The organism is Paucibacter hankyongi (assembly GCF_037482915.1).
Taxonomy (GTDB): Bacteria; Pseudomonadota; Gammaproteobacteria; order Burkholderiales; family Burkholderiaceae_C; genus Paucibacter_A; species Paucibacter_A hankyongi.
Genome location: NZ_JBBHJX010000001.1, coordinates 259,650 through 285,870 on the forward strand (window position 1 = coordinate 259,650; position 26,221 = coordinate 285,870).

The 26,221-nt window shown below is 62.2% G+C and carries 26 protein-coding genes and 1 riboswitch; of the genes, 8 read left to right on the forward strand and 18 right to left on the reverse strand.

The window, feature by feature from the left end; all coding sequences use genetic code 11:
• Positions 1–3: 3 nt before the first annotated feature.
• The 16 genes from tolQ to WG899_RS01205 form a co-directional block, all read right to left on the reverse strand.
• Positions 4–708, reverse strand: a complete 705-nt coding sequence (gene tolQ / locus WG899_RS01130; protein ID WP_339593777.1) for a protein TolQ — start codon at positions 706–708, stop codon at positions 4–6.
• Positions 705–1,154 (reverse strand): tol-pal system-associated acyl-CoA thioesterase, encoded by a 450-nt coding sequence (gene ybgC, locus WG899_RS01135; protein ID WP_339593778.1) that lies wholly within the window; start codon positions 1,152–1,154, stop codon positions 705–707. The genes tolQ and ybgC overlap by 4 nt, the downstream gene beginning before the upstream one ends.
• Positions 1,151–2,335 carry a pyridoxal phosphate-dependent aminotransferase gene (locus WG899_RS01140; RefSeq protein WP_339593779.1) on the reverse strand — a complete coding sequence of 395 codons (1,185 nt, stop codon included), beginning with the start codon at positions 2,333–2,335 and terminating at the stop codon, positions 1,151–1,153. The genes ybgC and WG899_RS01140 overlap by 4 nt, the downstream gene beginning before the upstream one ends.
• A complete protein-coding gene (gene nusB / locus WG899_RS01145; RefSeq protein WP_339593780.1) occupies positions 2,332–2,886 on the reverse strand; it encodes a transcription antitermination factor NusB in 555 nt (184 codons plus the stop codon). The genes WG899_RS01140 and nusB overlap by 4 nt, the downstream gene beginning before the upstream one ends.
• Entirely contained in the window at positions 2,883–3,356 is a 474-nt protein-coding gene (gene ribH / locus WG899_RS01150; protein ID WP_339593781.1) for a 6,7-dimethyl-8-ribityllumazine synthase, read from the reverse strand. The genes nusB and ribH overlap by 4 nt, the downstream gene beginning before the upstream one ends.
• A gap of 12 nt (positions 3,357–3,368) precedes the next feature.
• The gene (gene ribBA / locus WG899_RS01155) at positions 3,369–4,502 is read right to left on the reverse strand and encodes a bifunctional 3,4-dihydroxy-2-butanone-4-phosphate synthase/GTP cyclohydrolase II (RefSeq protein WP_339593782.1); all 1,134 of its coding nucleotides are present in this window, start codon (positions 4,500–4,502) and stop codon (positions 3,369–3,371) included.
• A gap of 41 nt (positions 4,503–4,543) precedes the next feature.
• Positions 4,544–5,668: a bifunctional diaminohydroxyphosphoribosylaminopyrimidine deaminase/5-amino-6-(5-phosphoribosylamino)uracil reductase RibD gene (ribD, locus tag WG899_RS01160; RefSeq protein ID WP_339593783.1), complete on the reverse strand. Its 1,125-nt coding sequence runs from the start codon at positions 5,666–5,668 to the stop codon at positions 4,544–4,546.
• A 3-nt stretch (positions 5,669–5,671) separates the two neighbouring features.
• Entirely contained in the window at positions 5,672–6,673 is a 1,002-nt protein-coding gene (locus WG899_RS01165) for a recombination-associated protein RdgC (protein ID WP_339593784.1), read from the reverse strand.
• Positions 6,674–6,808: 135 nt separating this feature from the next.
• Positions 6,809–8,095 carry a type IV pilus modification PilV family protein gene (locus tag WG899_RS01170; protein ID WP_339593785.1) on the reverse strand — a complete coding sequence of 429 codons (1,287 nt, stop codon included), beginning with the start codon at positions 8,093–8,095 and terminating at the stop codon, positions 6,809–6,811.
• Between the two features lie 55 nt (positions 8,096–8,150).
• On the reverse strand, positions 8,151–9,449 hold the full coding sequence (locus WG899_RS01175) for a pilus assembly PilX family protein (protein ID WP_339593786.1): 1,299 nt from the start codon (positions 9,447–9,449) through the stop codon (positions 8,151–8,153).
• Positions 9,446–10,147 (reverse strand): PilW family protein, encoded by a 702-nt coding sequence (locus WG899_RS01180; protein WP_339593787.1) that lies wholly within the window; start codon positions 10,145–10,147, stop codon positions 9,446–9,448. The genes WG899_RS01175 and WG899_RS01180 overlap by 4 nt, the downstream gene beginning before the upstream one ends.
• 203 nt (positions 10,148–10,350) lie before the next feature.
• Positions 10,351–10,923, reverse strand: a complete 573-nt coding sequence (locus WG899_RS01185; protein ID WP_339593788.1) for a type IV pilin protein — start codon at positions 10,921–10,923, stop codon at positions 10,351–10,353.
• Positions 10,924–10,944: 21 nt separating this feature from the next.
• The gene (locus WG899_RS01190; protein WP_339593789.1) at positions 10,945–11,481 is read right to left on the reverse strand and encodes a GspH/FimT family pseudopilin; all 537 of its coding nucleotides are present in this window, start codon (positions 11,479–11,481) and stop codon (positions 10,945–10,947) included.
• 143 nt (positions 11,482–11,624) lie between these two features.
• Positions 11,625–12,068, reverse strand: coding sequence for a transcriptional regulator NrdR (nrdR, locus tag WG899_RS01195; protein ID WP_339593790.1), 444 nt, complete (start codon positions 12,066–12,068; stop codon positions 11,625–11,627).
• 21 nt (positions 12,069–12,089) lie between these two features.
• Positions 12,090–13,337 carry a serine hydroxymethyltransferase gene (gene glyA / locus WG899_RS01200; RefSeq protein ID WP_263536506.1) on the reverse strand — a complete coding sequence of 416 codons (1,248 nt, stop codon included), beginning with the start codon at positions 13,335–13,337 and terminating at the stop codon, positions 12,090–12,092.
• Positions 13,338–13,403: 66 nt separating this feature from the next.
• Positions 13,404–13,539, reverse strand: a riboswitch (ZMP/ZTP riboswitch).
• 50 nt (positions 13,540–13,589) lie between these two features.
• On the reverse strand, positions 13,590–14,468 hold the full coding sequence (locus tag WG899_RS01205) for a lytic transglycosylase domain-containing protein (RefSeq protein ID WP_339593791.1): 879 nt from the start codon (positions 14,466–14,468) through the stop codon (positions 13,590–13,592).
• 264 nt (positions 14,469–14,732) lie between these two features.
• Between WG899_RS01205 and WG899_RS01210 the strand changes: the two genes are divergently transcribed.
• The gene (locus tag WG899_RS01210) at positions 14,733–16,298 is read left to right on the forward strand and encodes a UbiD family decarboxylase (RefSeq protein WP_339593792.1); all 1,566 of its coding nucleotides are present in this window, start codon (positions 14,733–14,735) and stop codon (positions 16,296–16,298) included.
• A gap of 252 nt (positions 16,299–16,550) precedes the next feature.
• Here the strand turns inward: WG899_RS01210 and WG899_RS01215 are convergent, their stop codons facing one another.
• Positions 16,551–17,354 carry a YdcF family protein gene (locus WG899_RS01215; RefSeq protein WP_339593793.1) on the reverse strand — a complete coding sequence of 268 codons (804 nt, stop codon included), beginning with the start codon at positions 17,352–17,354 and terminating at the stop codon, positions 16,551–16,553.
• 139 nt (positions 17,355–17,493) lie between these two features.
• On the opposite strand from WG899_RS01215, the gene WG899_RS01220 reads away from it, so the two are divergent.
• The 6 genes from WG899_RS01220 (at position 17,494) to WG899_RS01245 (ending at position 24,657) form a co-directional block, all read left to right on the forward strand.
• On the forward strand, positions 17,494–19,308 hold the full coding sequence (locus tag WG899_RS01220; RefSeq protein WP_444718799.1) for an AsmA family protein: 1,815 nt from the start codon (positions 17,494–17,496) through the stop codon (positions 19,306–19,308).
• 60 nt (positions 19,309–19,368) lie between these two features.
• Complete coding sequence (locus WG899_RS01225) at positions 19,369–21,438, forward strand: DUF748 domain-containing protein (protein ID WP_339593795.1); 2,070 nt, start codon at positions 19,369–19,371, stop codon at positions 21,436–21,438.
• 71 nt (positions 21,439–21,509) lie between these two features.
• A complete protein-coding gene (gene msrA / locus WG899_RS01230) occupies positions 21,510–22,067 on the forward strand; it encodes a peptide-methionine (S)-S-oxide reductase MsrA (protein ID WP_339593796.1) in 558 nt (185 codons plus the stop codon).
• 10 nt (positions 22,068–22,077) lie between these two features.
• Positions 22,078–22,764 carry an ABC transporter ATP-binding protein gene (locus WG899_RS01235; protein ID WP_339593797.1) on the forward strand — a complete coding sequence of 229 codons (687 nt, stop codon included), beginning with the start codon at positions 22,078–22,080 and terminating at the stop codon, positions 22,762–22,764.
• On the forward strand, positions 22,761–24,035 hold the full coding sequence (locus tag WG899_RS01240; protein ID WP_339593798.1) for an ABC transporter permease: 1,275 nt from the start codon (positions 22,761–22,763) through the stop codon (positions 24,033–24,035). Before WG899_RS01235 ends, WG899_RS01240 begins: the two co-directional genes overlap by 4 nt.
• A gap of 112 nt (positions 24,036–24,147) precedes the next feature.
• Positions 24,148–24,657 (forward strand): DUF3299 domain-containing protein, encoded by a 510-nt coding sequence (locus WG899_RS01245; protein WP_339593799.1) that lies wholly within the window; start codon positions 24,148–24,150, stop codon positions 24,655–24,657.
• Positions 24,658–24,701: 44 nt separating this feature from the next.
• On the opposite strand, the gene pdxH is transcribed toward WG899_RS01245, so the two are convergent.
• The gene (gene pdxH / locus WG899_RS01250; protein ID WP_339593800.1) at positions 24,702–25,340 is read right to left on the reverse strand and encodes a pyridoxamine 5'-phosphate oxidase; all 639 of its coding nucleotides are present in this window, start codon (positions 25,338–25,340) and stop codon (positions 24,702–24,704) included.
• Between the two features lie 211 nt (positions 25,341–25,551).
• Here pdxH and WG899_RS01255 point away from each other — a divergent pair, with 211 nt between their 5' ends.
• On the forward strand, positions 25,552–26,211 hold the full coding sequence (locus tag WG899_RS01255; protein WP_339593801.1) for a nucleotidyltransferase family protein: 660 nt from the start codon (positions 25,552–25,554) through the stop codon (positions 26,209–26,211).
• The last annotated feature ends 10 nt before the right edge of the window (positions 26,212–26,221 follow it).

The following is a 26,221-nucleotide window of genomic DNA, read 5'->3' on the forward strand; positions in this document are numbered from 1 at the left end:
GCTTCAGCGTGCCGCCGTGCCCGCGGCCTGGGCGGGCGGCTGGCTGGCGTTGCGCTGCAAGATGTTGGAGAACTCTTCGATGAAGGACTCCAAGGTGATGGCGCTGCGGTCGATCTGGCGGGCGAAGCGGTTGTAAGCCAGCACCGCGGGAATCGCGGCAAACAAACCGATGGCGGTGGCGACCAGGGCTTCGGCAATGCCCGGTGCCACGGTGGCCAGCGTCACCTGTTGCACGTTCGACAGGCCCACGAAGGCGTGCATGATGCCCCAGATGGTGCCGAACAAGCCCACATAGGGCGAGACCGAACCGACCGAGGCCAGGAAAGACAAATTGCTTTCCATCGCATCGAGTTCGCGCTGAAAGCTCGCCCGCATGGCGCGGCGGGCGCCGTCCAGCAAGGCGCCAGCTTCCGTGACGCGGCGTTCCCGCAGCTTCAAAAACTCGCGCATGCCGGAGGCAAAGATGCGCTCCAGCGGCGCGCCATTGGTCTTGGTGGCGACGCCGTTGTAGAGGTCATTGAGGTTTTTGCCGGACCAGAACTCCTGCTCAAAGGTCTCATTGCCCGTCTTGATGCGCGACAGCGAAATCAGTTTGCCGAAGATCACACTCCAACTGGCCAAAGACACGATCAGCAGCGCCGCAATCACCAACTGCACGGCCAGGCTGGCATGGGCAATCAAGGAAACAATCGATAAATCTTGATTCATGAATCCAAACAGTCTTTGTTAAGCGCCTCAATCAGCGCGGCAGGAATTCGGGTCGGTTTCAGGTCGGCATGGGCGGAGCCGGCGCTGGCCAGGCTGCCCACGCAGCCGATGCGGATCTCGCCCTCGGCCAGCAGACGGTCGCCGCAGAAGGCTTGTTGGAACAGCAGCATGCTGGCGCGTCCAACCTCGCGTGCCTCGACGCTGACCCGCAGCATGTCGTCCAGTCGGGCTGGGCTCAGGTAGCGCACCTGGGTGTTGCTGACGACGAACATCACGCCGTCTTGGTGGCGCATCGCTTCTTGCGAGAAACCAAGCGCGCGCAACCACTCGGTGCGGGCGCGTTCAAAGAACTTCAGGTAGTTGGCGTAAAACACCACGCCGCCGGCGTCGGTGTCCTCCCAATAGACGCGCATCTCGCGTTCAAAACGGTGCAAGGCCGGCTTCATCGTTGCAGCACCTGAGCCAGCCTGGCGATGGTTTCGCGTAAATCTTCCATGCTGCTGGCGAAGGACAAGCGCATCCAGCGCTGGGCATCCTGGCGGCCGAAGTCGCGTCCCGGCGTCAAGGCGATTTGCGCCTTGTGCATCAACTCAAAGGCAAAGTCCCAGCTGTTTTCGCAGAAGTCCGACACGTCGATCCAGGCGTAAAAGGCGCCATCCGGCAGCACCGGGACCTTCAGCCCCAAGGCCTGTAGCGCCGGCACGATGTAGTCGCGCCGCTCGCGAAACGCTTGACGCCGCGCTTCGTATTCGGTCAGTGAGGCCGTGTCGAAACAGGCCAGCGCGGCATGCTGGGCAATGCTGGAAGGGCAGATGAACAGGTTTTGGCTGAGCTTCTCGACCGGCGTCACCAACTCGGTCGGCAGCACCAACCAGCCGAGCCGCCATCCGGTCATGCCGAAATATTTTGAAAAGCTGTTGACCGAGATGACATCCGGCCCCAGCTCCAACACGCTGTGCTCAAAGCGGCTGTCATAGCTGAGGCCCAGATAGATTTCGTCGACCAGCGTGACACCGCCCTTGGCTCGCACTGTGGCGACGATGTCGCGCAACTCGGCGGCTTCGATCGAGGCGCCGGTCGGGTTGCTGGGCGAGGCCAGCAAGACACCGCGGGTGTGCACATTCCAAGCCGCTTCGACTTGCGCGCGGCTGGGTTGAAAGCGTTGCTCCGCCCCGCAGTGCAGCAAGACGGCTTCGGCATCCGCCGCGGCCACAAAGTGGCGATTGCAGGGATAGCAGGGGTCCGGCATCAGCACCTGATCACCGCGCTCGAACAGGGCCAGGCAAGCCAGCTGCAACGCGGCCGAAGCGCCGGCGGTGATGACGATGCGATCCGCTGCGATGTCGAGATCAAAACGTTGCCGGTACCAATCCGACAAGGCCTGGCGCAGTTGCGGCAGGCCCAAGGCGGGGGTGTATTGGGTCAGGCCGGCATCGATACAGGCCTTGGCTGCGGCTTGCACGGCCGGGGGGGCGACAAAGTCTGGCTCGCCAATGTTCAGGTAAATCATGCGCCGGCCGCCCTGTGCCGGATCGCAAAGTGGGCCGCGGGCAATCTCCGCGGCCGCCTTGGCGCACTCCATCACATAGAAGGGCTCAATCTGTTGGAGCCGGCCGGCCAGCCTCATTTGGCCTTGCTGTCGCCGCTGGCCTTGGCGCTGTTGCGGGCGGCGACCTCGGTGGGGCGCAGATCGCTGGCGGCGCGGTCCAGCACGCCGTTCACGTACTTGTGACCGTCGGTGCCGCCAAAGGCCTTGGCCAGTTCGACCGCCTCATTGATCGCGACGCGATAGGGGATGTCGATGCAGTGCTTCAGTTCGTAGGCACCAATCATCAGCACACCGTGCTCGATCGGCGACAGGTCGGTGGTCTTGCGGTCCACATGGCGGGCCAGCACCGCGTCGAGGTCGGCAGCTTCCAGAATGCAGCCGTTCAACAGCGCATCGAAATGGGCTTGGTCAACCTTGCTGAAATCGTCCTGTTCGCGCATATGGCTGTCGATGGTGGCGACATCGTCACCGGTGATCAACCATTGGTAGAGCCCTTGCAGGGCCGCTTCGCGCGAACGCCGACGTGCCGATTTCGGCTGGCTGCGTTTGCCTGCAGGTTTGGCCGCGGGCTTGCCGGCGGCCGTGCTATTGCTCTTCGGGCTGGCCGGGGCGTTCTCGTTCGTGCTCACTGCAGTTCTTCCATCAAATTGGCCATCTCGACCGCCACACGCGCCGCGTCACGGCCTTTTTCCTCGGCACGCGCCCAGGCTTGTTCTTCGTTTTCCACCGTCAGAATGGCGTTGGCGATCGGGATGTTGTGATCCAGCCCAACGCGCGTCACCGCGGCGCCGCTCTCGTTGGCCACCAGTTCGAAGTGGTAGGTCTCGCCGCGAATGATGCAGCCCAAGGCCACCAAGGCGTCGTAGTCTTCGCTGTCGGCCATCGCTTGCAGCGCAATCGGCACCTCCAGTGCACCGGGCACCGTGACGTGGCGAATATGACGATCGGTCACGCCGAGCTCTTGCAACTCGGTGATGCAGGCTTCGGCCAAGCGACTGGTGATGGCGTCGTTGAAACGGGCCTGCACGATGCCGATGCGCAGGTCTTCGCCGTTCAGAGAAGCCTGTGCCTTGCCGTGGCCCTTGTCGGATCCTTGCATGAGCTCTGTCCTTCAGTTCTTGTTGTGGGGGCGGGCATTTTGGACCTGGTCGGCGGCCACAAAACCAGTGACCTCCAGGCCATAGCCGGTCATGCTGGGCATGCGACGCGGGCTGCCGAGCAGGCGCATTTTCTGCACGCCGAGGTCGCGCAGGATCTGGGCGCCAACGCCGTAGGTGCGCAGATCCATGATCTTGGTGGCGGGCTCTTGGCGCTGGCCTGCCGGGGCCGCTTGCAGACGCTCCAGCAATGCCGCAGCTTCTTCGCCGCAGTTCAGCAGCACGGCCACGCCCCGCGGGGCCTGTTGCAGGGCGGCCAGCGCGGCCGGCAGGGGCCAGGAGTGGCCGGATGGGTCGGCCTCCAGCAGGTCCAGCACCGACAGCGGCTCGTGCACACGCACCAGTACTTCATCGGTCGGCGTCCAGCTGCCGTGGGTCAAGGCCAGATGAATGGCGCCGGTGCGATCACGGAAGACGGTGCAATCGAATTCGCCCTGGGCGGTCTGCAGTTTGCGCTCGGTCACGCGCGTGACCAGCGATTCATTGCGGCTGCGATGCTCGATCAAATCTGCAATCGTGCCGATCTTCAGGCCATGTTCTTTGGCGAACTCGACCAGGTCCGGCAAGCGGGCCATGGTGCCGTCGTCCTTCATGATCTCGCAGATGACCGCGGCTGGTTCAAGGCCGGCCATTCGGGCGAAATCGCAACCGGCTTCGGTATGGCCGGCGCGCATCAACACGCCGCCGTCTTGGGCCTGCAAGGGGAAGATGTGACCGGGTTGGACCAGATCACGGGCTTCGGCGCCGCGGGCCACGGCAGCCTGCACGGTGCGCGCCCGGTCGGCGGCCGAGATGCCGGTTGTGACGCCGGTGGCGGCTTCGATCGAGACGGTGAAGGCGGTGGCGTGCTTGGTGCCGTTGCGGCTGGCCATCGGCGGCAGCTGTAGGCGTTCGCAGCGTTCGCGCGTCAGCGTCAGGCAGATCAGACCGCGGCCATACTTGGCCATGAAGTTGATGGCTTCGGGCGTGACATGTTCGGCCGCCAGCACAAGGTCGCCCTCGTTTTCGCGATCTTCTTCGTCAACCAGAATAACCATGCGGCCGGCCGCGAGTTCAGCGACCAGCTCGGGAACAGATGATATGGGCATGCCCCGATTGTAGAGGCCCTGGGGTCAGGCTTTGCGTCAAGTCACACAGGCCTTGCGCGCAGTCGGAGGTCTTCGCCCACCATTTGGCTGTCGACCCAGTGCCACTGCAAGGCTTGGTCGAGGTCTTCCAGCGGGCCAAATGCGGCCATCTCGCGGCCCAGGCCCAGCAGCTTGGGGGCTAAATAGACCAGCAACTCGTCGACCAAACCCTCGCGCAACATCGAACCATTCAGCTTGTGGCCGGCCTCGACATGCAACTCGTTGATGCCTCGCCGGCCCAGGTCCAGCATGACCGCCGCCAGGTCAACCTTGTTCTGCGGGCCCGCCAGTTGTACCAACTCGGCACCGGCCGCCCGTAGCGCTGCGGCCTGCTCGGGCTTGCTGAGCGGATCGAGTGCGCAATAGATCAGGACTTGGCCCGGCGGCGCGAGCAGACGGGCTTGCGGCGAGATCTCCAGGCGCGAATCAATCACCACCCGCAGTGGCTGCAAGGTGGCCTCGACCAGCCGGACATCCAGGCGCGGGTCATCGTCCTTGACCGTGCCGATGCCGGTCAGCACCGCGCCGGCGCGGCGTCGCCAAGCGTGACCATCGCTGCGCGCCGCTGCGGCGGTGATCCATTGACTCTTGCCATTTTGCAAGGCGGTGCGGCCGTCCAGGGAGGCGGCGATCTTCAGCCGCACAAAAGGGCGGCCTCTTTGCATGCGCGAGAAAAATCCTAGATTCAACTCTCTAACCTCATCGGCCAGCAGGCCCAGCTCGGTTTGAATGCCGGCGGCCTGTATGCGTGCCAGACCTTGGCCGGCCACCAAGGGGTTGGGATCCTGATTGGCAGCAAGCACGCGCCGCAGACCGGCGGCGATCAGCGCGTCGCAACAAGGCGGCGTGCGGCCGTGGTGGGCGCAGGGCTCCAGCGTGACATAGGCGGTGGCGCCGCGCACATCGGCACCACGTTGCTGCGCATCGCGCAGTGCCATCACTTCCGCATGGGCGTGGCCCGCGGCTTGGGTGTGGCCGGCTCCGAGCAACTGGCCCGCCGCGTTGACGATCACGCAGCCTACGCGGGGGTTTGGGTCGCTCAGGCCAATGGCGCGTACGGCCAAGGCCAGCGCGTGGCGCATGGCGCTCACATCATCTGGAAAACCTGTGGGGGCCATGGCCGACATGGTTCAGTCCCAGGGCGCCGGTTCGGCCGCGCCGCTGGACGGCTCGGCGGGCGTGGTCAACACCAGCTCGGCCGGCTGGGGCAGAGCGGCCAAGGCGGCGCCCGCGGCCAAGAAGTCGTGCTCGCCGCCGAGTCCGTCGATCAACTCCGGGATCAGCTTGCACAACTCGCCGGTGGCCAGCGCGGCGTCGGCGTCGAAGGCTTCGTCCTTCTCGGGCGAGTCGCGGCCCTCAAATACCAGGTCCAGGAAGCTGATCTTCTTGATCTGCAGCGTGTCAGTCAGCATGAAGGAGACGCGGTCGCGCCAGGTCATGGCCAGCCGGGTTGGTGACTTGCCGCCGGCCAAATGCTGGCGCACCTCTTCGATGTCGAGCGCGTGGCGGGCATAGCGCACCACCGATTTCATTTCGTCCGCGCTCTTCAGCTCGCATTCGCGGTCAATGCTGAAACCTTCCGGTGGCACGCCGTCCATCAGCCAAGCAGCCATGCAGGTGGCGGGTGCTTCGGCGGTCTGGATCAGGTGCAGGTTCAGGCCTGGCAGTTCCTTGATCAGCAGGGTCACCACTTCTTCGGCGCGGCTGGCACTGCCGGCGTCGATCATCAGCAAATGCTGGGCCGGCGCAATCCAGACGCGAATGGCCGACTGCTTGGTGAAGGCCATCGGCAGCAACTCCAGCGTGGCTTGCTCCTTCAGGTCCTTGGTCTGCTTCTTGCCGGGCTTGCGGCCAGTCTCGGCTTCAATGCGGGCGGCCATTTCCTCGGTCTTGCGCTTGACCACCGAGCCCGGCAGCACGCGCTGCTCGATCACCAGCTTGAGCAACCAATGGCCGCCGACGTCTTCGATCAAGGGGGCATGGTCAATGCCGCGCGGCGGCGCCCAGCCCATGGACTGCTGCTGCGTCGCGCCACATTCAACAAAAACTGTCTTGGCCAGTTGGTCTTCGATCTGCTCAACCGTGGGCTGCCAGTCTGGCCCGACCCGGTACACCATCAAATTCTTGAACACTGCAATCCTTGCTCGCTGAACCCGCCGCCAATATGGGCATGGGCGGGTAAAGCGCGGATTGTCTCAGGCTTGCGGTGGGTTTCGGCTGAGTTCTTGTCTTGGTTCGACGCTCGGCCCCCACCTGTGACTCGCGGCTTAGGGCGGCGCCGGCGTCTCGAGGCCCAGCGCTTGGTGCAATACGGTGACACTATTGCGGAATACACCATGGGCCGGGTCGACGGGAACGCCGGCCGGGCAGGTGGCTGAGGCCCGCAATACCAAGAAGTTCTGCCTGGACAACGGGCCGCTGACGCGGGTGTAGTCTAAGGGGTGCTCGGCGTTGTCGATCTTGTGGTCAGCGTTGTAGTCGGCACTGTAGCGACAGACCTTCACGGCGATGCTGCTTGCCGCCGGAGTTCCAGGCGGCAACGGCGGTGCGCTCAGCAGCAGTTGTGGGGCCAATAAGTCGATATGCTTGGCGGGCGCAGGGAGTTCGTCGCCGACGTCCCTGAGGATCAAGCGGCCGTACCAGCTGCTGTTGGCATCGGCGTTCGGATAGACGATGCAGTAAAAATTGATCGCTTTTGCTGTGCTGGGATTTAAGCCCACGGGGTAGCACTCATGGTTGGGGGCTGTCACGGGCGCCGCGGCCGGTGGCTTTTGCGGGGAACTGGCGAGTCGGAGTGCAAAAGGCAGGGAGGCCAAGCTCGATGCTTGGGCATAGGGCGGTGGGTCGAGTGCGAAGTTGACGGTGCCACTGAGCAGATAGGCAAAGGTGCTTTGGCAATTGCTCAGGTCCGCCGCCTCGATCTGCGCATTCGGCTTGCCCATGGCGATGGCGCATTTGCTGGTGATCACGCCCGTCAGATTGTCAAATAGCCAGGCCACGGTATCGATGGGCGAGGGCGCGAAGACGCTGCGTCCATTGCCCAGGTCTTTGGCTGCGAGGGGAATCGAGGCCTCTCGACCGGCGGGGCGCTGGGTGTTTGGGGAGGCGGGTGCAATGCCTAGGGAGCCACTCAAACTGGGATCGACACCGGCGATAAAGCTGTCCAGCAGTACGTATTGCGCATCATCCGTGCGGTCTTTCCAGTCGACGCGAATGCGCACCGCTGCCAAGGCCGGCAAGCCTGGCGGGGCGTTCGTGACGGTGCGCGTCAACAAGAAGCTGGCATTGCTGTTGGGGTCGCCCAAATTGGCATCGGGTGCTTGACTGGTGATCTGGCTGAAGGCCAACAGGCCGGGGCTTGTGTTGGCCGGATCAGGGTGCGTCAACAGCGCGTAGGAACGCAATGTCTCCATTTGTTGCTGTGCCAACCGAATCGCTTCGCCGCGTTGTTTCGAGAGGTCGGCGCTTCGTCGCAGGCCGCTTTGCAGTTTGACCAAGGCCACCATGCCGAAGGCCATGATGAGCAAGGCGACCAAAGCCTCGATCAAGGCCATGCCGCGCCGTGGGCTTGGCGACTTACTTCGCCAAAGGACGCAGCGCGGCTCCACTTCAGTTCCACCAACTGCCGGGGACGCGCACAAGGCTGCCGGTCGCGTTCTTCAATTGTTCCAGCACATCCCAGCGATACCAGAGGTCGACGTTGCCGGTGATGCTTAAATCGCCTTCCACCACCAAGGCGCCACTCAACAGGGCTTGCATGCCGCCGGTATTGTTCCAACTGCTTGGGCCTCGGCTGTAGAGCAGGCCTGTCATTTGTAAGGGGGCGTCAATGTCTACCGAGCCGTCGACCACCAGCAGCATGGGCCTGTTGAGCGAGCCCAGCACGGTGTTGGTGTTGATGTGCATGGGGCCGTCGACCCAAACCATGCGCACGCCGCGGGCGTAAGCTGCAGCCAGGGACGGGCCGCAGTCACCGGCACAGACGATTTTGCGTATGGCTGGTTGCTGGCTGTAATGCTCGGCCGACATGCCAAAGAACATGGCAAACAACTGCGCAGGCCCTGCGGCCTGTAGCACCGGGTCGGCCACCAGCAAGGTCAATTCGATGGGTGTCCCCGGAGTACTGTCGAGCCGCGTGGCCTGTAGGTTGGGAATGTTGGCTGCGCCCGTCTGTAGCAGCAGGCCATGGCTAGCTTTGGGGTCGCTGTTGTGCAGGCCAATGCCATTGGCATCCAGGTTGATGTTGCCCTTGACCGTCAGCGGTGAGGCCGGCGGTATTTTGAGTGCGCTGAGTAAGGCGGCGTCGACTGACACGACGGCCTGTCCTTCAACCGCATCACGCGCAACTTCGGTGCCGTCGCAGTCCGCCAGGGTGCTGCTTGTGCAAGCGGTCGCCACGAGGCGCACGATGCCGGGGCGATTACCCACAATGGGCTTGGGAAAGCTCAGCTGAAAACTGGGCTGCATTTGTGTGCCGGCCGCTGGCGCGGCGGGCGGCGCCCACGCGCCCACAGGGCAGCGACATACCCAGCTCTGTGCTTCGCTGCGCATGCAGTCGGCAGATGGTTTGTTATCAAGCCTGAGCGGGCTGACCACGCGGCTGGCCGCGGCGATGGCGAGATAGCGCTCCCTGAAGCTATTGCCGATGGCAGCGTCGGGCGCACAGGCTTCGTTGATGGCGTCGCCGTTGAGCATGGCCAATGCCCATTCGGCGCCGGCTTCCGCCGTCTCAAGCGCGACCCCGGCGCGGTAGTAGTTTCCGCCAATGCGCTGCTCGAACACCAAATTGCGATTGGCGACGGCCGCCATCATGGCCATGATCAAGAAGAGCAGCATCACCGTGACCAAGGTGGCCGCGCCTTGTTGCCCGGGTGCTGGAGCTGTTGACGTCTGGCTGGGCGGGGTCATGCACAGGCCCCAATAATTTGATCGTTGCGTATCCGGCTGCTGAGCCTGATCGTGCGCACCACCACGGGGTCATGAACCGCCTGGGCTGTGACAGAGATATCGACTCGACGCAGTACTTGCCTCGGCGGGCAGTTGGCATTGCCGGCATCACAGGGCTTGCTGCAGAAGTCGAGCAGACTCAAGGATTGCTCGTTCATCTGCACGTTGAATGCGGTCACGCGTAAGGTATTGGGGTCGGTCAGCGGCTGGTAGGCGTCGCCGAGGCGGAACTTCAAGACGCCGCCATCGAGTTTGAAGCCAAAGCGCTCTGTGCTGGGGGTCACGAGGTTGTCTTCGGGTGACACGGGCGGCGGTGCATTGGGGTAGAGCCTATCCTGGTGGCGGGAATAGCTGTACTCCAGCATCGAGCTGCCCGGGAGTTGTGTCAGAGTGGGCTCTGCATAGGCATTCGGGATTGGGGCGGCGTCCGTTGCAGCAGGGCTCCAGACGCCACGCATGGGCACGGCCCATGAACCGCTGCGGCGCAGATCACGCAGCATCAAGTCGGCCGCGGCGCGCAGGTCTTGCTGAACTTGGCTCTCCAGCAAGAGGCGCCGGTGCTCAGCCAACTGGCTGCTCATCATCAAGCTCGCGCCGGCCACCACAATCATGCCGACGGTGATACCCACCATTAACTCGACCAGGCTGATGCCACGCATCCTGCGGACCGCGTGTAAGGCGGTGCGATGCGTTTCAAAGAGTCCCAATTGCTTGGCCGAGTTCGCGCTCAGATATTTGAACTTTGCTAAAAAGTAGGTTCGAACCCTGGCTTGAAATGGCGCGGGAGCGGTCGTCGATGCAGTTGGACCCGAGTGCCTGCTGGCGACTTCGCCCCGTGTGAAATGGGTGGCAGCTTGAGTTTTCATTGCGGCCAGCATTGGCTAGAGGTGTCGGTGGCGCTGCTGTCTTGGGCTTGATAAAGCACATTGCCACCATCGACCTTGACCGACATCTCTGCACATTGCGAATCTCGGCTTTGCGCACTTTGCGTCGCAGGGGTGGCTTTGGCGATATAGCCAAAAGCAAAACTTGACGGTTGCCGAATACCGGCAAGACTCAATTCGTAATGTCTGCCACCAGACTGCGTGCCCAGCTTCAAACCGTCGTCGCCCAGTGATGCCGCGTAGCTGCCCCGGTTGCTGCGCCAACGCTCCTGCGCTTGCATCACGGCGCTCAGCGCTGCGATGGCATCCGCTCGCCGCCCCTTGGCCATTTGTCTTTGGTAGGTCGGCAGGGCCACCAGTGCCAAGATCGCCACAATCAGGCCCACTACGGCCAACTCAATCAAGGTGAATCCGCGGTTGATCCGGGCAGGTGTTTCCGCCTTGAGCAGATGAACAAGCGCGGCCCCGTAGAGCGAGTGATGCGTGGACTTCGGCTCTCCCGGTGGAACAGCGTGGCCGCTGCCCGGCGAGCTCTCAATTTGCGGCTGCATGGGCAAATGCTTTGGATGTGTTCAGCAGCGAGGGTATTGGCCCATATTGCTGCTGGGCGTACAGCTACGAATTCGGCCCGCAACGCTGACGATGTGGCGGATGGTCTCGCCGCTGCTGGCATTGATGTCGATGCTGCCGGTGCTGGTTACCGCCCCTTGGCGGGCTTGGAAGCTCATGTTCGCAACATTCGACCGGACTTCGATCTTTTGATAGCTGGGAATCCATGCCAGCTTCAGCACCCGATCGGTGTTGGTGCAAGTGGCTTGGCCACCGGCCTCGCACTGGCATTCGCCGTTGGCACCGGTGTAGAGCACATAGCAAGAGCCATTCGGATGGCGGCTGAAGCGTACCTGCACTGTGTCGGCTCGACTGACCGCTTGACTGCGGGCCTCTTGCAGATCGGTCATCAGAACTTCTGCGGTGGCTTCTAGGCGTTGCCGCAACCTGATTCGCTCGAGCGATGGCAGGGCCAGACCCAGCAAGATGCCGGTGATCGCGGTACAGACGATCAACTCGACCAAGCTGTAGCCGTACTGCTGATGTGGGCTGTATCGCATGACGCTCCCTGTCTGTCCACCGTGGGTTGCCTGCTGTGGCAACAACACAATTTAGGCGGACGGAGCGGCCCTTGCAGCAATACTCAAACGGGCAAGACCGTACTCCCCTAATACAAAGTGGGGATGAGTCTTGCGGAGGGCGTTCAGATGTCCCGGATCAGTTTTCTGAACTCATCGACGTCTTCGAAGCTGCGGTAAACCGAAGCGAAACGGACGTAAGCGACCTTGTCAATGCGCTTGAGTTCACGCATGACCAGTTCGCCGAGTCGATTGGACGGCAATTCGCGCGCGCCGCTGGTCAGCAGCGTGTCCTCTATTTTGGCCAGGGCGGCATCGATCTGTTCAATGCTGACCGGGCGCTTGCGCAGCGCCAGTTGCATGGAGGCACGCAGCTTCTTGGGGTCGAAGTCTGCGCGCGTTCCATCTTTCTTGACGATCACCGGTAGGGCGATTTCCGCCCGTTCATAGGTGGTGAATCGCTTGTCACAGCCTAAGCATCGACGCCGGCGCCGCACCACATCGCCTTCGTCGGATTCCCGCGTCTCGGCGACCTGGGTTTCGGCGTGGCTACAAAAGGGGCAGCGCATGGCGTCGGGGACTGGGTCGGTTTAGCGGTAAACCGGGAAGTCGCGGGTCAAGGCGGCAACCTTGGCGCGTACCGCTTCCAGATTGGCTTCGTCGTTGGGATTGTCCAAGACGTCGGCAATCAGATTGGCGGTCAGACGAACCTGCTCTTCCTTGAAACCACGCGTGGTCATGGCCGGTGTGCCCAGGCGGATGCCGCTGGTGACCATGGGCTTTTGCGGGTCGTTGGGGATGCCGTTCTTGTTGCAAGTCATGTGGGCGCGGCCCAGCACGGCTTCGGCTTCCTTGCCGGTCATGTTCTTAGGACGCAGGTCCACCAACATCACGTGGCTCTCGGTGCGGCCGGAGACGATGCGCAGACCGCGCTTGGTCAACTCTTCGGCCAAGACCACTGCATTCTTCAAGACCTGCTCTTGGTAGGCCTTGAACTCGGGCGTCAGTGCTTCCTTGAAAGCAACAGCCTTGCCTGCGATCACATGCATCAAGGGGCCGCCTTGGATACCCGGGAAGATGGCGCTGTTGATCTGCTTCGCGACATGGTCCTTCATCAGGATGATGCCGCCACGCGGGCCGCGCAGGCTCTTGTGGGTGGTGGAGGTGACCACATCGGCGTGTGGTACTGGGTTGGGGTACACGCCCGCAGCGATCAAGCCGGCGTAGTGAGCCATGTCCACCATGAAATAGGCGCCGACTTCCTTCGCGATCTTGGCGAAACGCTCGAAGTCAATGCGCAGGCTGTAGGCCGAAGCGCCGGCGATGATCAGCTTGGGCTTGTGCTCACGCGCGGTGCGCTCCATGGCCTCGTAGTCAATCTCTTCGCGCTCGTTCAGGCCGTAGCTGACGACCTTGAACCACTTGCCGCTCATGTTCAGCGGCATGCCGTGGGTCAGGTGACCGCCTTCCGACAGGCTCATGCCCATGATGGTGTCACCCGGTTGAAGCAGGGCGAAGAAAACGCCCTGATTGGCTTGCGAGCCGGAGTTGGGCTGCACATTGGCGTTTTCAGCGCCGAACAACTGCTTCAGACGGTCAATGGCCAATTGCTCAACCACATCCACATATTCGCAACCACCGTAGTAGCGCTTGCCTGGGTAACCCTCAGCGTATTTATTGGTCAGCTGGCTGCCTTGCGCCTGCATGACGGCCGGCGAGGTGTAGTTCTCGGAAGCGATCAGCTCGATATGTTCTTCTTGGCGCTGGTTCTCGTTTTGAACGGCGGCCCAGAGATCGGGATCGACAAGGGCGAGGGTGGAAGTGCTACGGTCAAACATGGTGGATGGCAGTGCTCAAATAGTGGAGTCCCGGCGACAAGCCACTTGTGGTTAGTAAGTGGACTGCGGGGCTGCCCAGGCGAACGGCTGGATTCCACCCGGGGCTGAAATAGGACCCAAGTGGTTCGCGCTTCCCGGTGGTCGACCACCTCGGACTGCCTCTCTATCAGGGCAGCCATCATCGCCAGTCGCGCGAAGTTTGCAGTGTAGCGTCTGCGCCGGCCCAACTCGTTGTGGGCCAGCGACTCTTCATCAGCGCGCCAGGGCGACGCGCTGGTCTTCCTTGCCGGTGGACTCGATGTCGACGGGCATCAGTCCTGTGCCGGGCGCAGCGGCTTCGCGCAAGGGTTTGACGACTGGCGCGGCGGGCGCGGGGCGACCGGCTACCACGGCCTTCATCTGTTCATGGATGGTCAGCACGCGCAAGGCATAGCCCGCGTCGTCGCCCAAATTGGCCGCACCGACGTAAAAACGCAAGCCTTCTTCGACGCTGCCGGCACGCTGAATGCACTCTTTCAGCACCTGTACGCCGACGCGCAGATTGGTCACAGGGTCAAAGGCAGCCAAGTTGCCGCCAAAAGCCTCGTACTTGTCGTTGTGTACCCGGGTCATCACCTGCATCAGCCCTTGCGCCCCGACGTTGCTCTGGGCAAATGGGTTGAAGCTGGATTCAATGGCCATGATGGCCAGAATCAAGGTGGGCTCCACCTGAGCGCGCTGACCCACTGCCCAGGCTTCTTGAACCAGGCGGCTGATGGGCTCGGGGGCGACCTTGTATCGATTGGCCAGCCAATGCGCGACGGCGGCCTGTTGACGCGGCAAATCCTTTGGATCTGAGGCAGTTGCCCGGCTGATTGCGTCCGGGTCATTGCTGTTGAACAAGATATTGCCCTGCGCCAGGGCCCGAGCTTCCTCACGCTCATGCAGCCAGCCCAAGGCATGGCCTTCCAAACGATGACGCAGATCGGCTTGACTGACAAAGGTAAGAACGACGGCTACGACGGCCAAGCCCACCAAAGCCAAGGTGTTGTGGCTGACAACCAGTAAACCTTGACCAATGTCCTTGAAAAACAAGGATGTAGCGGCTCCGGTATTGCGAGCCAGGGATAAAAGATCACGACGCGCTGTCATGCGACTCCTTTCTTCTCTGCAGCATTTGGCCGTCGGGCAAGGGTGCTCGGCGGCTTCGGTGCGGCAGTGATAATGGGCCGGTCCGTTAAGTTCGCGCCGACCTAAGGTCAGGCTTGCTTCGGAACGCCGTCCATCGGCAGCGGGGTGCCATTGCCCTCCCAAGGCAGTGGCACGGGTAAACCCTGAATCAACAGGATGGGCGGATTTTAGGTGGCAAAAATAACCCGTCAAGCTTATAAACACATTTCAATATAACAACAGGTTATGAAGTACCGAGATTTGCGTGAATTCATCCACGGTCTGGAAGCCATGGGGGAACTTCGTCGCGTGAGCGAACCCGTCTCTCCCGTGCTCGAAATGACGGCTCTGAGTGACCTGGTCTTGCGTGACGAAGGCCCAGCCTTGTTGTTCGAGAACCCACAGGGCCACTCGGTGCCTGTGTTGTCCAATTTGTTTGGCACCACGCGCCGCGTTGCCCTAGGCATGGGGGCAAAGAGCCTGCAGGACCTGCGCGATGTCGGTCATGTGCTCGCCAGCCTGAAGGAACCCGAGCCGCCAAAAAGTTTGAAGGACGCCGGGCGTTTGATGCACATGCTGAAGTCCCTGTGGGACATGAAGCCGAATGTGCTGCGGCGTGGACCTTGCCAACAAGAAGTGTTGGAGGGCCAGGATGTCAACCTGAAATATTTACCGATTCAAACCTGCTGGCCGGGAGACATTGGCCCTTTGATCACTTGGGGCTTGGTGATCACGCGCGGCCCGCAATCGGTGCCAAATCCACGGCTGCGTCAGAATCTGGGCATCTATCGTCAGCAATTGATCGGCCGAAACCGACTGATCATGCGCTGGTTGGCGCATCGCGGTGGTGCTTTGGATTTTCGTGATTTCGCTCTCGCCAATCCGGGTCGTGACTTCCCCATTGCCGTGGCATTGGGCGCTGATCCCGCCACGATCCTGGGTGCGGTCACGCCGGTGCCCGATAGCTTGTCCGAATATCAATTTGCCGGGCTTCTGCGCGGATCAAGAACGGAGTTGGTGGACAGTGGCGTGGGGGAGGCGGGCCGCATGTTGCAGGTACCAGCCAGCGCCGAAATCGTGCTGGAGGGCTGCATCCCAACAGCGGCGGCCGGCTACACCGGCTTTAGCGAAGACGGCGTTCCCTTGAAGGAAAAGGGCGGCTATCTGCACGCGCAGGAGGGGCCATTCGGCGACCATACGGGCTATTACAACGAGCAGGATTGGTTCCCGGTCTTCGAGGTCAGGCGCTTGACGCGGCGGAGCGAGCCGATTTACCACTCAACCTACACCGGCAAGCCGCCCGATGAGCCAGCCATTTTGGGTGTGGCTTTGAACGAGGTGTTTGTGCCGATTTTGCAAAAGCAGTTCACCGAAATCGTTGACTTCTATCTTCCACCGGAGGGGTGTAGCTACCGAATGGCGGTTATTTCGATCAAAAAGGCCTATCCGGGCCACGCCAAGCGCCTGATGTTTGGTTTGTGGAGCTATCTGCGCCAATTCATGTATACCAAGTTCATCGTCGTGGTTGACGAAGACATCAATATCCGCGATTGGAAGGAAGTTGTCTGGGCGATCACGACGCGTATGGACCCTGTCCGCGACACCACGCTGGTGGATGGCACGCCCATCGATTATTTGGACTTCGCATCGCCGATCAGCGGCCTGGGTGGCAAGATGGGCTTGGACGCGACCAATAAGTGGCCCGGAGAATCCTCTCGAGAATGGGGCCGGACCATCACGATGCCGGAGGATGTGCAGCGTCGGGCCGATGCGCTCTTTGCGGAACTGTTTGCATCCTCAGCTTCGGGTTAATACGGGGCTTGTAAGCGCAGGTCGCGTCGCCTAAATTTGTTTTGCCTTTTGAAGGCATAACCTCTGGCGCAGTCTCTGCGCGCCAGGAGCCCTTGGGCAAATCGCCCTAGAGCCCCAAAGGTGGCGTAAGCCACCCACCCCTCGCGGTCTTTTCGACCCCGGGGGGTTTCTCTTTTTTGGGTGGCTTTTCTACTGGCCTACCTTGGTGGCAAGTGAGTCGAGGCAAAACGTACGCTATCGGTCCATGGGCAATCAATGCCCCGTGAGACGGCCGATCAATTCGTACATGGCGTAATGGACGCGCGCCATGCCCGAAGCGCTGGGGCACCAGTCACTCCATTTGGACACTGCGTCGCGGCGCAGTCCAACCGGCGCGGCAATGATACTGATGTCCTCGCCGGCTTCCCGATTGAAGGCGCTGATGGCTCTGGGCATATGCATGTCGTGGGTCACCAGCACCACGGTTTTGATGCCGTCTTGCTTGAGTAGCGGCAAGCTCAGCGCAGCGTTTTCCCGCGTGTCACGCGAGCTTCCTTCCGCCCACTTGAGCGGCAGGGCATAGTCATCGCGCGTCATGGCCGAGGCGACTTCGGATTCCGTGTTGCGCTGCCGGGTGGCCGTCCATCCGATGCCGCCAGAATAGCCCAGCGGCGCATTCAGGCGTTTGGCCAGCCAGACCCCGAAACGCAGACGTTCCTGGCTGGTCGAGTTCGGGCGGGGACCTTCATATTCCGGCACATCCTGCCGAATGCCGCCGCCCAGCACCAGCACGGCCAAGGCATGATGCCGATCCGACTCTGCCTTCAAGGCTTCGATTTGTTGTGCGCTCAGCGCAGGCGGGGTGCCTACAACGTGCAGCGCCAGCAATTGCCCAAGCGCATCACTGCAACTCAGCCAACTGCCGGCGAATCCCAGCAGCAGTAACCCGCGGCTCAAGGCCGGATGCGCGCGCAACTGTTGGGAACCCAGCAGCATCAGCCCCAGAAATGGCACCGGCGGCTGGATCAGCAGCATCAAAACTGGCTTTACGGCGTAGAGAAGGGAGTTGAGATCCAAGTGAGCTTTCTTTCAGGCGGTAGCCGGGTCTGACCGGGCGCCATCATCGCTGTTATTCGGTGCGGCAACGTCAAAACTCCGACCATGCTCGCGTTTGATAATGTCCTCTCAAGAGACTGACTTCGCGCCGAACTTAACTATGTCTGTAAATACACTGTCAAACGCTCGCACGCAGTTTCGGACTTGGAAGTTTTGGGTTGTGGGCGGAATGGGCGGCCTGCTCGTTTTGCTGTTGGCGCTCCTGTTGGGCCTGTTCTTGTGGCTGCCTAGTTGGGTGAAGGGTGATGGTGCCCGGCTGGCTTCAGAGGCTTTGGGCCGACAAGTGACGATCACCGAGTTTGAGTTTGCGCCTTGGCGAATGGGCGTGGCCTTGGGTGGCTTGCGGGTGGCGGGGGCGTCGGGGCAAACCGAACCGATGCTTGAAGTGCAGCGCATTGAGGCCGCCCTGTCCCTGCGTTCGCTGTGGTTTCGCAGTCCGGTCTTGGAGTTTTTAACTGTCACTCGCCCGGTCGTCCGTCTTACGCGGCTCGCGGAGGGACATTACGACGTCGATGACTTGTTGGCGCGCTTCTCAGCACCCAAGGCTGCCGGAGATGCGCAGTCGCCGCCGCCTTCGCTGGCGCTTTACAACATCAGCCTTAAGCAGGGTCAGGTCTTGCTGAATGACAAGCCACTGGGCCGTCAGCATCAGCTGAGCGATTTGGCTATGGAACTTCCCTTTATCTCCACGCTGGACGCCGACGTGAAGGTGCATGTCCAACCTCAATTGTCGGGCCGCCTCAATGGAGTGGCGTTTGGGGGCAAAGGCAGTGGTTTGCCTTTTGCCGAGCATCGCGAAGCCAAGCTGGATTTCAAACTCGACGGTTTTGAGTTGGCACCCTACATCGGTTATTTGCCCAAGTCATTGCCGCTGCAATTGAAGCAAGGGCGGGTCGACGCGCAATTGGTTCTGCAATTCCAGCAGCCCAAGGGTCAAGTGCCGCAGCTGGGACTCAGTGGCACCATCGACTTGGCGAATTTCGCCCTACAGACGCCGCGCGGCGAGCCCTGGCTGGCTTGGCGAGGCCTGCACCTTGACTTGCGTGATATTCAGCCGTTGCGGCGCCTGGTCAATCTGGGGGGCATCACTTGGACGGGCCCGGAGTTGGCTTTGGCGCGTGACGCTCGAGGGCAAATTTGGCAGCTTGGGGACAGTGCCCCAGCCCAACCATCATCGGCGCCAAGCAAACCTGCAGGGGCGAGCGGCGCATCGGTACCCGCGCCAACGGCATCGCCGGACGCTCAGGCTTGGCGCGTCGCTCTCGCAGGCATGACGCTCAGTGACGGGCGTTTGACCTGGCGGGATGCCTCCACCGCGGCGCCATTGGCGCTCAGCGTGTCAGAGTTGAGTGCCAAGCTCGGTGCGGTGGCGTGGCCCTTGAAGGGGGCCATGCCGATCGAGTGGTCCTTGGCCCTGCGGCCACAGGGAAATACCACCCAGGCTGCGGCTCAAATGAGCGGAGAAGGGAGCTTGAGCCCAGAATCGCTGGCCATGGCCTGGCGGACTCAAGGCTTGGAGTTGCAGTGGTTCGAGCCTTATGTCCGGCCTTTTGTCGCCGCGCGGCTGAAAGGCAATTTGGCAGTCGAGGGGCAAGTGGCGCTGGCCGAACCGCTGGCGGCCGAACCTGCTGCTCGCCTGCAACTGGGCTTGCGCAACCTTGAATTGAAGAGCTTTGCCTTGACGCCACTGAGCAGTCGCGACGAGATGGTGCGCCTGGCCGCTTTGACCCTCGATCGTGTTGATATTGAACTAGGCGCGCAGCGCTTGGACGCTGGGCAGTTGACCCTGCGGCGCCCGGCGCTGGACGTCTGGCGGGATTTGCAAGGACGCTGGAGCTACCTGTCTATGCTGCCTGCCGAGCCCGCGCGCACTAGGCTTGCGGGACGCAGTGACGCGGCTAAGCCGGCTAGTTAAGTGCAGGCCGGGCGTCCTTGGTCACTGCGCCTGAAGAAACTGGAGCTGGATCAGGGCGCCGTGAATTTCTCGGATGCCGCGGCCATCAACGCTGCCGTGGGCGTCAGGCTTGAGCAGATCGGGCTGAGCTTGGGTGAATTGGCTTGGCCGGCCGCGCGGGGCGCAATGCCGGTGAACTTGAGTTTGAAAATGGGGGCCTTGCAGCTGCGATCGCTTAAGGGGGGAGGGAACCTTGATAAGTCCGCTGCCGCCGTCGACAACAGGACGCTGGCGAGCATGCAATGGCAAGGCCAAGTTCATCTGGCACCCTTGGGCGTGAATGGGCGTTTGCGCCTGGACCGGCTGCCGCTGCACCTGGGTAATGCCTATCTCGACCCTGCCTGGGGACTGCATCTGCAGCGTCTCGAAATGGGTTTGCGCAGCCAATTCGACCTGAGTCTCGCGCCGGAAGGCCTGCAAGCCCAGGCCAGCGGCGATGTGCTCTTGGCCCAGCTGCAATTGCAACAGGCACGCCGGGTTGGCGGGCAACAGCAACTGGGCGAGGACTTGCTGGATTGGCAGGCCTTGAAGCTGAATGGCTTCAAGCTCGGTGTTCATCCGGGGCAGGTGCCGCAGCTGTCGGTCGCCGAAGCCAGCCTGAGCGACTTCTATGCCCGCATCATCATCAACGAGGCCGGCCAGATCAATTTGCGCGAGTTGGGTGCGGCGGAGCCGGACAACAAGGCGCTTGCGGGCAAGGCGTCAGCGCCTGCTGTGCAGGCAGCGCAGGCTGCTGCGCCGGCCTCGGTTTCGGCGGCTGGGGTTGGTCCCGAGCCCGGCTCAGTGTCGACCGCAGCGCCGCCCTTGGCCTTGAGCATTGGGCAGTTCCTGCTCGAAAAGGGGCGGGTTGATTTCACCGATCGCTTCGTCCGTCCTAACTACAGCGCTCGGCTGACCGAGTTGCAGGGTAGTTTGGGTGCCGTCAGTTCCAGCAAAACAGAGCTTGCTCCGCTGAGTCTGCAGGGGCGGGTGGCGGGTACCGGTTTGCTTGACATTCAAGGGCAAGTGAATCCACTCGGCAAGCCTTTGATGTTGGACCTGACGGCTTCCGCTACTGATATCGAATTGGCTCCCTTGTCCACCTATGCGGCCAAATACGTTGGCTACGCGCTCGAGCGCGGCAAGTTCTCCAGCAAGGTGCGTTACAAGATCGAACCCAACGGATCCCTTTCCGCCAACAACCAGATCATCCTGAATCAGCTGACTTTTGGCGAAAAGGTGAACAGTCCCGATGCGACGCAATTGCCGGTGTTGTTTGCGGTGGCGCTGTTGAAGGACCGGAATGGGGTGATCGATGTCGATCTGCCCATCACCGGCTCGATCAACGAGCCGCAATTCAGCCTGGGTGGCCTGATCTGGAAGGTGATCATCAATCTGTTCGGCAAGGCCCTCAGTTCGCCGTTCTCGCTGCTTTCCGGTGGTGACAGCGCCGACCTCAGTCGGCTGGAATTCGCTCCTGGCTCGGCCAAGGCAGTGGCTCCCGAAGCTTTGGACAAAGTGGCCAAGATGCTGGCCGAACGGCCCGGCTTGGCCCTGACCATCACCCCTTGGGCCGACGCGGCCGCCGAGCGCGGGGCTTTGCAACAACGTCTACTCGACGAGGCCTTGTTGGCCGAGCGCAGGCGCGAACTGCAGCGACAGCGAACGACCGCCACCTTTGCCTCGACTCAAGAGGAGTCCAAAGAATTGACAGTGTTCAGCGAGGCCGAGAGCGCCCGCCTGTTGAAGGCACTGTACGAAAACACCAAGCTGCCGAACAAGCCGCGCAATGTCTTGGGCTTCGCCAAAGACATCCCCTCCGCCGAGATGCGGCGGTTGCTGCTCGACAGCTTTGCCGTTCCAGAGGAGCGGGTGCGGCAACTGGCCTTGGAGCGCGGCGTGGTGGTGCGCGATGCCTTGATTGCCAAGGGTTTGAAGAATGACCGATTGTTCCTGGGTGCGCCGCACCTGGCGCGCGTTCAAGCTGAGCGGCCGCAGCCCGAGCAGTCGCAGCCCGGCGGAGCGGGCAATGGCAGCTCGTCTGCCGCCGAGTCGAGCGCCGGCGCAGCCGGCTGGACACCGTATGCCGAGTTGAAGTTGAGCAGCCATTGAACGGGGCTCGGCTATGCTCCGCGCGAACGGCGCCCCAGGCGGGCCCCAATGAATAAGGTGCGACACCCATCATGAGTACATCAGCAGAAACAGCCCCGCAAGTCGAGCGCATCACCCTTGGGGGCGGGTGCTTCTGGTGCACAGAGGCCGTCTTTGAGCGGGTCCGAGGGGTGTTGCGGGTCGAATCCGGCTACTGCAATGGCGATGTGGTGCAGCCCGCTTACGAGCAAGTGTGTGGCGGCAAGACCGGCCATGCGGAGGTGGTGCGCCTGGACTTTGACCCGCATGTGGTCAGCTTGCGTGAATTGTTGGAGGTGTTCTTCGCCATTCACGATCCGACCAGCCTGAACCGACAAGGCGCCGATGTGGGCACCCAATACCGTTCGGGCATTTACGTTCACCAGCCCGAGCAAGAGGCGGTGGCCCGCCAGGTCTTGGCCGAGGCGCAGGTGGCCCATCGAGGGCAGGTCGTGACCGAGTTGCTGCCCGAGCGCAATTACTGGCCGGCCGAGGCTTATCACCAGCAGTACTACGCGCGCAACCCTGAACAAGGCTATTGCGCCTTTGTGGTCGCGGCAAAGGTGGACAAATTTCTGGCCACCTTTGCGCGTTTGACCGCTGCGGCTTGAGACGGTGGCGATGCTGATGGAGTGGCGCGGCCTACGCTACCGCTATGCCCAGGGCACGGCCTTGAGCTTTGAGGACTTTCAGTTGCCTGCCGGCGGGCTTCTTTTGCTGCGCGGCAAATCGGGCAGCGGCAAGTCCAGTTTGCTGGCTTTGATGGCGGGCTTGCTCAGTCCGACCGAAGGGCAGCTTACGATCGCGGGTACCGCGCTGCACGCGCTGAGTCCGCGACAACGAGATGCGTGGCGCGGTTCGCATCTGGGTTTTGTGCCGCAACGTTTGCATTTGAGCCCCTCCTTGACGGTGCTGGAGAACCTCGCCCTGCCTTTCATCAGCGCGGGCCTGCCCCCCGATCCGGTGCGGGCCGGGGACCTGCTGCGACGGCTTGATCTGGGCGAGGCCTTGGCGCAGCGCCGCCCGCATCAACTCAGTCTGGGGCAGGCGCAGCGGGTGGCTTTGGCGCGCGCCTTGATGCGCCGACCCAGCCTCTTGCTGGCCGATGAGCCGAGCGCCAATTTGGATGATGAAAGCATGCAGCAGATGCTGGACCTGCTGCTGCAGAGTGCCGCCGAAAATGGCGCCGGCCTGGTGCTGGCCACCCATGATCAGCGCATTGCGGACTTGCTGGCGCGCAGCCCCAATGCTGCGGCTTGGTGTGAGCATCGTTTAGCGGCTGTGAACTCGCACGGGGTGCAAACATGAATAGCCTGGCGCGTTTGGCCTGGCGCTATCTGTGGGCGCAACCTTTGACGGCGGCGCTGAACCTGCTGCTGCTGAGCCTGGGGCTGGCCGCCATCAGCTTTGTGCTCTTGGTCAGTGAGCAGATTGAAGCCGGTGTGCAGCGTGATTTGGCCGGTATTGATTTGGTGGTGGGCGCCAAGGGCAGCCCGATGCAAATCATGTTGTCGGGCGTGTTTCATCTGGATGTGCCGACCGGCAATATCCCCTTTGAAACCTTGCAGACGCTGCGCGCTCAGGCCTTGGTGGCGCGGGTGATACCGCTGTCCTTGGGCGATAGCCTGAGTGGCTACCGCATTGTGGGTACCACGCCCGACTATCTTGAGTTGTACCGCGCCAAACTGGCTGAGGGCGAGGTTTGGCACGCGCCCATGCAAGCGGTGTTGGGCGCCGAGGTGGCCCGGCAGCTCGGCCTGCGGCCGGGGCAGCAATTCAACGGCAGCCATGGTTTGGCCGAGCAGGGCGATGCCCATGAGCGCCAGCCCTATACGGTGCTTGGGGTGTTGGCGCCCACCGGCGGCGTGCTGGATCGTTTGGTGCTGACTGATTTGGCATCGGTGTGGGCCGTGCATGAAGCCCATCATGGCGCTGCTGCAGCGGCTGATGGCCATGGGCGGGATGAAGGAGCCAATGAGGAGCATGGCGACGGCCGCGGCGTTACGCCGGCTACGCCGCCTATGCCGAGCGGGCGCGAGATCACACTCGCCCTGGTCAGCTATCGCAGTCCTTTGGGGGCCATGATGTTGCCGCGCTGGGTCAATGCCCAGCCGGGCTTGCAAGCCGCAGCACCCGCCTTGGAGAGCGCGCGGCTGCTGCGCATGGTGGGTGTCGGCACCGAGGTCTTGCGTGGCTTTGGCCTGATGCTGCTGCTGGCTGCGGCAGGCTCGGTGTTTGTGACCTTGTTGCACTCGGTACGGGCGCGGCAGGGCGATCTGGCCATGCTTCGCATGTTGGGGGCGCCGCCCTGGCGTGTGGCCGCCTTGGTTAGCCTGGAGGCCTTGTTCCTGGCCTTGTTGGCCAGCGCCTTGGGCCTGTTGCTGGGCCATGGCTTGACCAGTTTGTTGGGCAGTGGCTTGGCGGCCGAGCGTTCGTTGCGGGTCAGTGGGCTCTGGTTCTCGCCTTGGGAGGCCTTGGTGCCCGTGTCGGCACTCGGCCTGAGCCTGTTGGCCTCGGCCTGGCCTGCACTTGCGGCGTTTCGGCTTGACGTCAGTGAGTTGCTGCAAGCGCCGCGTTAGAGACGCTTATGCGAGCCGCCATGGAGCCAAATGCTCTTGGGCGGGCACAATGGCCGCTTGTACAAGCACAAGCCGTATTTTGGAAAACAGAGCTTTGGATGAAGAGCGTCACATGAAGAGCCCCCTGAACCTTGCTGCCTTGCTCTTGAGCGCCGTCCTGGGCCTGGGGCTGTCCTCGAGCGCCTTGGCGCAGCCGGCGATCGGCAGCGGCCCGGGCTTTCATGATCCACGCAGCCCTTTCAAGCCGCTGCAGGAACGCGAGGGCGTGCTGTCCTGGAGCTTGTTGTCCTCGGTCACGACCAAGGCCGACAAGAATCGCCTGCTGCCGACGTTCCCGAGCCAAGTGCTGGCCTTGGACAAGAAAACGGTCAAGGTGCAGGGCTTCATGATGCCGCTGGAGCCGGGGGATAAACAGCGCCACTTCCTGCTGTCTTCGGTGCCGACCAGTTGTTCATTCTGTGTGCCGGCGGGCCCGGAAGGGCTGGTTGAAGTGCGAACCAAGCAGCCGGTGCGCTACAGCCTAGAGCCCGTCGTGGTCGAAGGCATCTTGGCGGTGCTGACGGATGATGCCTACGGTATGTTTTACCGTGTGGTCGATGCGCAGGGCGTCAGCAGCCGCTGAACCCGCCGGCATAACGCCCTGATCAAACGGTTAAAAAACGGCGATCAAGGCGCCAGCCGCTCCTTCAGCCACTGGCCATCCGCTTGTTGGCGGTAGCTCAGACGGTCATGCAGGCGCGACTTGCGGCCTTGCCAGAATTCCCAGCGCTCGGGCTTGAGTCGAAAGCCACCCCAGTGCGGTGGTCGCTCCGGGCTCAGACCATGTTGCAAGGCCGCCTTGGCCGCATTGGCCACCAGCACGGCGCGCGAAGCAATCACCTGGCTCTGCGGCGAAGCCCAAGCTCCCAGGCGCGAGTCCAAGGGGCGGGTTTGGTAATAGGCATCCGACTCACTCGGGTCGACCCGCTCGACGCGGCCTTCGATCCGCACCACCCGTTCCAAATCGACCCAATGAAACTGCAGGGCAGCAAAGGGATTGGCGAGGAGCTCCTGGCCCTTGCGACTGTCGTAGTTGGTGAACCACACAATACCGCGCGCATCAAAACCCTTGATCAGCACGATGCGGGTCGAGGGGCGCTGATCGGCGCCAACTGTGGCCAGCGTCATCGCATTTGGCTCGGGCACCGCGCTGGCCAAGGCATGGTCAAGCCATTGCTTGAACTGGCTCAAGGGCTCATCAGCGGCCAGGCTCTCGTCGAGTTCGCCTTGTTCGTAACTTTTTCTAAGGTCGGATAGCTTGTTCATGACGTGAGTATGGCGCTTTCTGTGCGCTGAGGGTTTTGTCTCAGCGGTAGTTCACCTTAGGTGAAGGCCCCACTGTTGCAGCAAGGGTTCGCACGGCATGCTATGCGCACAAGTGCCAGCCCGGCATGAAGGCTGCAATGCCGAGCAAGGTCTCATCGGATCTTGCGCAATGATCGGGCGTCACCGAGGGAAGTTTTGAAGGATGTAGGGCATGATGAAACGGCGACCAGCGGTCCTGGTGCTGGCGGCGGGCCGAGGTCAACGATTTCTCGGCGAGGGTCACAAGCTGGCACAAAGGCTGGGTGAACCCGGAGAAAGCGGGTTTGAGAGCGAGCGAGGCCTGCCCGACACTGTATTGGCATCCACCGTGGCCCATGCGATTGAGACGGGCCTGCGGGTGGTGGTGGTTTCTACCGAGGCACTGGCACCCTTGGTGCTGGGCTTGGTGGCCGCACGTGACGTGGTCATCTTGCCTGAGTTAGACAGCCAAGGTCGACCTGCCCCGGTGGGCATGGGCTACTCCATTGCGGCCGGTGTTGGCGCCAGTGGCGATGCAAACGGTTGGTTGATCCTGCCCGGCGACATGCCGCTGCTGCAGCCGTCCAGCATCTTGGCGGTGGCGGCGGCGCTCGAGCAACACACCGTGGCCTATGCCCAGCACCATGGCCGGCGCGGCCACCCGGTCGGCTTCAGTGCCGAACTATTCTCCGAGTTGGTTGATCTGCATGGCGACGAAGGCGCACGTCGTGTGGTGGCGCGCTACCCCTCGCAGGCAATTGAGGTGGATGATCCCGGCGTGCTGATCGACGTGGACACGGTGGAAGACTTGGCGCATCTGAAGGACATGCAGCAGGCTTTGCTGAAGACCTGAAGTTCTGTGT

Coding starts and splice junctions, on each gene's coding strand:
- tolQ (WP_339593777.1), bottom strand. CDS start 708: ATGAATCAAGATTTATCGATTGTTTCCTTGATTGCCCATGCCAGCCTG.
- ybgC (WP_339593778.1), bottom strand. CDS start 1,154: ATGAAGCCGGCCTTGCACCGTTTTGAACGCGAGATGCGCGTCTATTGG.
- WG899_RS01140 (WP_339593779.1), bottom strand. CDS start 2,335: ATGAGGCTGGCCGGCCGGCTCCAACAGATTGAGCCCTTCTATGTGATG.
- ribH (WP_339593781.1), bottom strand. CDS start 3,356: ATGCAAGGATCCGACAAGGGCCACGGCAAGGCACAGGCTTCTCTGAAC.
- ribBA (WP_339593782.1), bottom strand. CDS start 4,502: ATGCCCATATCATCTGTTCCCGAGCTGGTCGCTGAACTCGCGGCCGGC.
- ribD (WP_339593783.1), bottom strand. CDS start 5,668: ATGTCGGCCATGGCCCCCACAGGTTTTCCAGATGATGTGAGCGCCATG.
- WG899_RS01170 (WP_339593785.1), bottom strand. CDS start 8,095: ATGGCCTTGATCGAGGCTTTGGTCGCCTTGCTCATCATGGCCTTCGGC.
- WG899_RS01175 (WP_339593786.1), bottom strand. CDS start 9,449: ATGACCCCGCCCAGCCAGACGTCAACAGCTCCAGCACCCGGGCAACAA.
- WG899_RS01180 (WP_339593787.1), bottom strand. CDS start 10,147: ATGCGTGGCATCAGCCTGGTCGAGTTAATGGTGGGTATCACCGTCGGC.
- WG899_RS01185 (WP_339593788.1), bottom strand. CDS start 10,923: ATGCAGCCGCAAATTGAGAGCTCGCCGGGCAGCGGCCACGCTGTTCCA.
- WG899_RS01190 (WP_339593789.1), bottom strand. CDS start 11,481: ATGCGATACAGCCCACATCAGCAGTACGGCTACAGCTTGGTCGAGTTG.
- nrdR (WP_339593790.1), bottom strand. CDS start 12,068: ATGCGCTGCCCCTTTTGTAGCCACGCCGAAACCCAGGTCGCCGAGACG.
- glyA (WP_263536506.1), bottom strand. CDS start 13,337: ATGTTTGACCGTAGCACTTCCACCCTCGCCCTTGTCGATCCCGATCTC.
- WG899_RS01205 (WP_339593791.1), bottom strand. CDS start 14,468: ATGACAGCGCGTCGTGATCTTTTATCCCTGGCTCGCAATACCGGAGCC.
- WG899_RS01210 (WP_339593792.1), top strand. CDS start 14,733: ATGAAGTACCGAGATTTGCGTGAATTCATCCACGGTCTGGAAGCCATG.
- WG899_RS01220 (WP_444718799.1), top strand. CDS start 17,494: ATGTCTGTAAATACACTGTCAAACGCTCGCACGCAGTTTCGGACTTGG.
- msrA (WP_339593796.1), top strand. CDS start 21,510: ATGAGTACATCAGCAGAAACAGCCCCGCAAGTCGAGCGCATCACCCTT.
- WG899_RS01235 (WP_339593797.1), top strand. CDS start 22,078: ATGCTGATGGAGTGGCGCGGCCTACGCTACCGCTATGCCCAGGGCACG.
- WG899_RS01240 (WP_339593798.1), top strand. CDS start 22,761: ATGAATAGCCTGGCGCGTTTGGCCTGGCGCTATCTGTGGGCGCAACCT.
- WG899_RS01245 (WP_339593799.1), top strand. CDS start 24,148: ATGAAGAGCCCCCTGAACCTTGCTGCCTTGCTCTTGAGCGCCGTCCTG.
- pdxH (WP_339593800.1), bottom strand. CDS start 25,340: ATGAACAAGCTATCCGACCTTAGAAAAAGTTACGAACAAGGCGAACTC.
- WG899_RS01255 (WP_339593801.1), top strand. CDS start 25,552: ATGATGAAACGGCGACCAGCGGTCCTGGTGCTGGCGGCGGGCCGAGGT.